Source organism: Exiguobacterium sp. SH1S1 (assembly GCF_004337245.1).
Taxonomy (GTDB): Bacteria; Bacillota; Bacilli; order Exiguobacteriales; family Exiguobacteriaceae; genus Exiguobacterium; species Exiguobacterium aurantiacum_A.
Genome location: NZ_SJUZ01000011.1, coordinates 47,498 through 53,650, shown reverse-complemented (window position 1 = coordinate 53,650; position 6,153 = coordinate 47,498). Strand labels below are relative to the sequence as shown.

Sequence of the window (6,153 nt, the reverse complement as noted above, 5' to 3'; positions counted from 1 at the left end):
TTCAGGGAACAATCCCTTGTCTGGTGGCGATAGCGAAGCGGCCACACCCGTTCCCATGCCGAACACGGAAGTTAAGCGCTTCAGCGCCGAAAGTAGTTGGGGGTCTCCCCCTGTGAGGATAGGACGTTGCCAGGCCATATGAAGGACGACCAAGCACATGCTTGGTCGTCTTTTCTTTTGAGCGACGACGCATTTGCGTCGTCGCTTTTCGTTTGCCTTTTTTTAAATCAGTGATAGAATAAAAACAAAAGTCAAAGATGGTCAGAGGGTGGTGGAGATGAGAAACATATCTGATGTAATCGAACAGTATTTGAAGCAAGTGCTGAAGGAAAGTCAGGCAGAAGCGATTGAAATCAAACGACAAGATATCGCGAAACGTTTTGAATGTGTTCCGTCTCAAATCAACTATGTCATCAATACACGTTTTACGGTCGAAAAAGGCTACCTTGTAGAAAGTAAGCGAGGCGGGGGCGGTTATATTCGAATTCGTCGCGTCATTCTTCATGAGAAACAAGACTTGCTGACGAGTTTAATGGATATTTTACAAGACCATCCTCGCCTGACGGAACAACTTGTTGAAAACATTTTGATCCGTTTATTTGAAGAAGGTATGTTGAGCGAGCGGGATGTCCGTTTACTGTACCACTTGTTGTCCGACGAAACGCTCGGCTTGAACGCCGACGACCGCTATCTGATTCGAAGACAGCAGCTACTCGCCCTGATGAAGTTACTTAGTTATCACTGACGGAGGCTTAAGACATGTTATGCGAACGGTGTAAACGGCGTCCTGCCGTCAATGAAGTCGTTATGTTGGAAAACGGGGTCCCAGTCGAACGAAAACTATGTCGGAACTGTACAGTCGAAGTGATGGCTGGTTACGTTCCTGTCGTGAAGCGGTGTCCAACTTGCCAGATGACACAGAACGAGGTGACGCACCTAAGAAAAGCGGGCTGCGCCTCATGCTACACAGTTTTCCGTGAAGAGTTGATTAAAATGACACGTCAGTACCAGCAAGGGCATGACCATCATGTCGGTTCGGTACCTGACGCGTTACGCACACCGGATGAGCGAATCGGCGAACGTCTTGTAAAGTTAGCAGGGGAGTTAGAACGGGCCGTCGAACAAGAAGATTATGAACGAGCGGCACGAATCAAAAAAGAAATGACGCAACTGAAAGGGCAAGGTGAGGCGTGATGGAGACATTCCTCAAACATCCACTCGGTCCAAAAATGAAAGAACGGGCCAAGCTTGATGATCTTGTCATCTCGACACGAATTCGTTTGGCACGCAATTTAAAAGACACCGTCTTTTCTCCTACATTGTCTCAAGAAGGACAGCGACAGCTATGCGAACGCATCGAGACGGCCTTGGGCGGCTTACAAGGCTTTGAATATCTGCATATGCGCGCCTATGATCAAGTGACGCGGCAAGCTCTCGTCGAAAAGCATTTGATCAGCCCGACGATTGCGGAAAAAGATGAGAGTGCTGTTTTCCTGAGTGAAGACGAGACGATTAGCGTGTTGATTAACGAAGAAGATCATTTGCGCATCCAAACGTTGCTTCCCGGCTATCAAGTCCAAGAAGCGTTCGAACTTGCGAAACGAGTCGACGCGCTCTGTGGTGAGTCGCTCCCATACGCTTTCGATGAAGAGCTTGGTTATTTGACGACGTGTCCGAGCAATATCGGTACCGGACTTCGCGCATCGGTCATGCTTCACCTGCCGGGTCTGACGTTAACGGGACGAATAACTCCTATATTAGTAGAACTTCGCAAACTCGGATACACGATTCGAGGACGTTACGGAGAAGGCAGTGACGCAGCCGGGCGTTTGTTCCAGTTATCGAATCAACGGACGCTTGGCAGCGATGAATCGCAGCTGTTATCTGATTTTATGGAAATTACAGAACAAATCGTCCACGCAGAACGTCAAGCCCGAGAACAGCTCCTAGCCAGTAACCAAGATGAATTGGAAGATCAGTTTTATCGTTCTTACGGGATTTTACGGTATTCCAAATTATTGTCGTCGACAGAGGCGATTGAACGGTTATCCGATTTACATTTAGCGAGTGACCTCGGTATTTTGTCCGACTGGAGTCCACCGCAGTTTCATGATTTGATCGTCCGCCTACAATCAGGTTTCCTACAAAAACATTTCGGGAAAACATTATCTACGAAAGAACGAGATCGCGAACGAGCGACTCTCGTACGTCGAACGTTAGATCATGGTTTAGTTTGATCCAACTTTAAGGAGGTTTTGTCAATGATGTTTGGTCGATTTACAGAACGAGCTCAGCGCGTATTAGCTTTAGCACAAGAGGAAGCGGTACGACTTGGCCATCATAATATTGGTACGGAACATATCTTGCTCGGACTTGTCCGTGAAGGTGAAGGGATTGCTGCCAAAGCGTTGTTCGCCCTCGGTTTAACTTCTGAGAAAATTCAACAAGAAGTCGAGGCGCTGATTGGCCGTGGTTCTGAGAACGGTTCGACAATCCACTACACGCCGCGTGCGAAAAAAGTAATCGAGCTCTCGATGGATGAAGCCCGTAAACTCGGTCATTCTTACGTCGGGACAGAGCATATTTTACTCGGATTGATTCGTGAAGGCGAAGGCGTCGCTGCCCGCGTCTTGAACAACCTCGGTATCAGCTTGACGAAAGCACGGCAACAAGTGCTTCAACTTCTCGGGAACACGGAATCGTCGTCAAACGCATCACAACCAGGCACGAGCGCAGCGACACCGACACTTGATGGCTTGGCCCGTGACTTGACGCAACAAGCGCGTGAGTCACGTCTCGACCCTGTTATCGGCCGTGCCGGTGAAATCCAACGGGTCATCGAAGTGTTGTCTCGCCGGACGAAGAACAACCCGGTATTGATTGGAGAGCCAGGTGTCGGTAAGACGGCAGTTGTCGAAGGACTCGCGCAACAGATCATCAACAATGAAGTGCCGGAGACGCTTCGCAACAAACGCGTCATGGTGCTTGACATGGGTACGCTCGTCGCGGGAACGAAATACCGCGGTGAGTTTGAAGACCGATTGAAAAAAGTCATGGACGAGATTCGCCAGGCCGGCAACGTCATTCTCTTCATCGACGAGTTACACACGTTGATTGGGGCGGGTGGAGCCGAAGGAGCGATCGATGCCTCGAACATCTTGAAACCGTCGCTCGCGCGAGGAGAGCTCCAGTGTATCGGTGCAACAACGCTTGACGAGTACCGGAAATACATTGAGAAGGATGCCGCACTCGAACGCCGCTTCCAACCGATTCAAGTGAATGAGCCGACGACGGACCAGGCTGAACAGATCTTGTTCGGTTTGCGTGACCGCTATGAGGCTCACCACCGTGTCACAATTACGGATGAGGCGATTCATGAAGCGGTTGTCTTATCTGACCGCTATATTTCGGACCGGTTCCTTCCAGATAAAGCGATCGACCTCGTCGACGAAGCGGCTTCGAAAGTTCGCCTCCGTTCATTCACGGCGCCGCCGAACTTAAAAGAGCTTGAAGCACGTCTCGAATCGATCCGTAAAGAAAAAGATGCGGCCGTCCAGAGCCAAGAGTTTGAAAAAGCGGCTTCGCTTCGTGATACAGAACAGAAGCTTCGCGATGAACTCGAGCATCTCAAATCAGAATGGCAGAACAAGCAAGGCAATGAAAAGCTTGAAGTGACGAAAGAAGACATCGCTCAAGTCGTCGCAAGCTGGACGGGTGTGCCGGTGACAAAAATTGCCGAAGAGGAGACAGACCGTCTCCTCAAGCTCGAGTCGATCTTACACGGTCGGGTCATCGGTCAAGATGAAGCCGTCAAATCAATCTCACGGGCGATCCGTCGGGCCCGGGCCGGACTGAAAGATCCGAAACGTCCGATCGGTTCATTCGTTTTCCTCGGACCGACCGGTGTCGGGAAAACGGAACTAGCGCGTGCTGTCGCTGAGGCGCTCTTCGGTGACGAGGATGCGATCATCCGAATCGACATGTCAGAGTATATGGAAAAACACGCGACGAGCCGTCTCGTCGGATCACCTCCAGGGTATGTCGGATACGAAGAAGGCGGTCAGTTGACGGAGAAAGTCCGTCGTAAGCCATACTCGGTTATCTTGCTTGATGAGATTGAGAAAGCTCACCCTGAAGTGTTCAACATCTTGCTCCAAGTGCTCGATGACGGGCGTCTGACCGACTCGAAAGGTCGTACGGTCGACTTCCGCAACACGGTCATCATCATGACGTCAAACGTCGGTGCGGCCGCACTTAAACGAAACAAATATGTCGGCTTCACCGTCGAAGATGACGTGAAACGTGAATATACGGAAATGAAAGATAAAGTCATGGAAGAATTGAAGAAAGCGTTCCGGCCTGAGTTCTTGAACCGGATCGACGAGATCACCGTCTTCCATTCGCTTCAAAAAGAGCATATCCAAGAAATCGTCAAACTTATGGCGAAGACGCTCACAGACCGACTTGGCGAGCAAGGCATCGATTTCACTTTGACAGAATCGGCGCTTGAGAAGATTGCCGTCGTCGGCTATGACCCTGAGTACGGGGCTCGTCCGCTCCGCCGTGCGCTCCAACGCGAGGTGGAAGACCGACTCTCAGAATCGATGCTCAGCGGGGAAATCACGAAAGGTAGTAAAGTGGCTCTCGATGTTCAAGACGGTGAATTCATCGTCCGCAACGAAGGTGTCGTCCAGTAAATACGGAGCTCCCTCTCTCTTGTGAGGGGGCTTTTTTAGACAGAAGGGAATAACATGGCAAAAATTAAAACGAAGTACGTATGTCAGTCTTGTGGATATGAATCCCCAAAATGGATGGGTCGTTGTCCGGGATGTAACGAGTGGAACACGCTCGTCGAAGAATTTGTTGAAGAAAAGAAAGCGAAACGGGGAGCTGCGTTCGTCCATAGCTCGTCGCGACAACTGAAGCCAGAGCGTCTCTCAGACGTCGTTTCCCAAGAAGAAACACGTGTGCATACGAACAGTCAAGAGTTCGACCGGGTGCTCGGGGGCGGAATTGTCCCGGGCTCGCTTGTCCTCGTCGGTGGGGACCCGGGGATCGGGAAGTCGACAATTCTCCTGCAAGTGAGTGCACATCTCGCCCATAGCGGTCGGAAAGTGCTATATATTTCTGGGGAAGAATCGTTGAAGCAGACAAAGCTGCGCGCAGAACGACTAGGGTTACCGACGCAGGATTTATACGTTCTCGCCGAGACGGACATGCTCATGATCGAACGGGTCATCGATGAAGAGGAACCTGGGTTCGTCATTATCGACTCGATTCAGACGGTATACATGGATGAAATCCAATCGGCGCCAGGCAGCGTCGCCCAAGTGCGTGAATGTACGGCTGCGCTCATGAAAATTGCGAAGACACGAGGGGTCGCCGTCTTTATCGTCGGCCACGTGACGAAGCAAGGATCGATTGCCGGACCGCGTCTGCTCGAGCATATGGTGGATGCTGTTCTGTATTTTGAAGGAGAACGTCACCACACGTTCCGGATTTTACGGGCCGTCAAAAACCGGTTCGGTTCGACGAACGAGATTGGAATATTCGAGATGAAAGAAGGCGGTCTTGAGGAAGTGCTCAACCCGTCAGAGATTTTCCTCGAAGAACGAACGGCGGGCGTCTCAGGCTCGACGGTCGTCGCGTCGATGGAAGGGACACGGACGGTACTCGTTGAGCTGCAAGCACTCATTTCCCCAACGTCGTTCGGGAACCCGCGCCGGATGGCAACGGGAATCGACCAAAACCGGGTAGCCCTTCTCATGGCCGTGCTGGAGAAGCGTTCGGGTCTCTTGCTTCAAACGCAAGATGCTTATTTGAAGGCGGCGGGCGGAGTCAAGCTCGATGAACCGGCAATCGATTTGGCGATTTGTATTTCCATCGCCTCGAGTTTCCGGGACCGTCCGACTCGTCCGACCGATGTCTGCATCGGCGAGGTCGGATTGACCGGGGAAGTGCGCCGTGTGTCACGGATTGAGCAACGTGTCGCGGAAGCGGCCAAGCTCGGTTTCACGCGTGCGATCATTCCGAAGAATAACCTAGGGGGCTGGACCGCCCCGCCTGGTATCGACGTGGTCGGTGTCAGTACTGTCGATGAAGCGCTCCAACTTGCCATCCCGTTCTGACGGGGCGCTTCCGGCAGTTTTTAAC

General features: G+C 51.5%; 5 protein-coding genes and 1 rRNA gene. All 6 read left to right on the top strand.

From position 1 onward, the window contains the following. Window positions 1-19 precede the first annotated feature (19 nt). The 6 genes from rrf to radA all read left to right on the top strand — a co-directional run bounded on the left by rrf (window position 20) and on the right by radA (window position 6,128). Window positions 20-135: ribosomal RNA gene (gene rrf / locus EVJ23_RS14155) — 5S ribosomal RNA — on the top strand. A gap of 142 nt (window positions 136-277) precedes the next feature. Next, window positions 278-745 (top strand): CtsR family transcriptional regulator, encoded by a 468-nt coding sequence (locus tag EVJ23_RS14150; protein WP_070329265.1) that lies wholly within the window; start codon window positions 278-280, stop codon window positions 743-745. A gap of 62 nt (window positions 746-807) precedes the next feature. Further along, entirely contained in the window at window positions 808-1,194 is a 387-nt protein-coding gene (locus tag EVJ23_RS14145) for a UvrB/UvrC motif-containing protein (protein ID WP_236641239.1), read from the top strand. Then, on the top strand, window positions 1,194-2,237 hold the full coding sequence (locus EVJ23_RS14140; protein WP_070329263.1) for a protein arginine kinase: 1,044 nt from the start codon (window positions 1,194-1,196) through the stop codon (window positions 2,235-2,237). The genes EVJ23_RS14145 and EVJ23_RS14140 overlap by 1 nt, the downstream gene beginning before the upstream one ends. Before the next feature lie 24 nt (window positions 2,238-2,261). Continuing rightward, window positions 2,262-4,697 carry an ATP-dependent protease ATP-binding subunit ClpC gene (gene clpC / locus EVJ23_RS14135; RefSeq protein WP_070329262.1) on the top strand — a complete coding sequence of 812 codons (2,436 nt, stop codon included), beginning with the start codon at window positions 2,262-2,264 and terminating at the stop codon, window positions 4,695-4,697. Between the two features lie 54 nt (window positions 4,698-4,751). Further along, on the top strand, window positions 4,752-6,128 hold the full coding sequence (gene radA, locus EVJ23_RS14130; protein WP_131441626.1) for a DNA repair protein RadA: 1,377 nt from the start codon (window positions 4,752-4,754) through the stop codon (window positions 6,126-6,128). Window positions 6,129-6,153 lie beyond the last annotated feature (25 nt).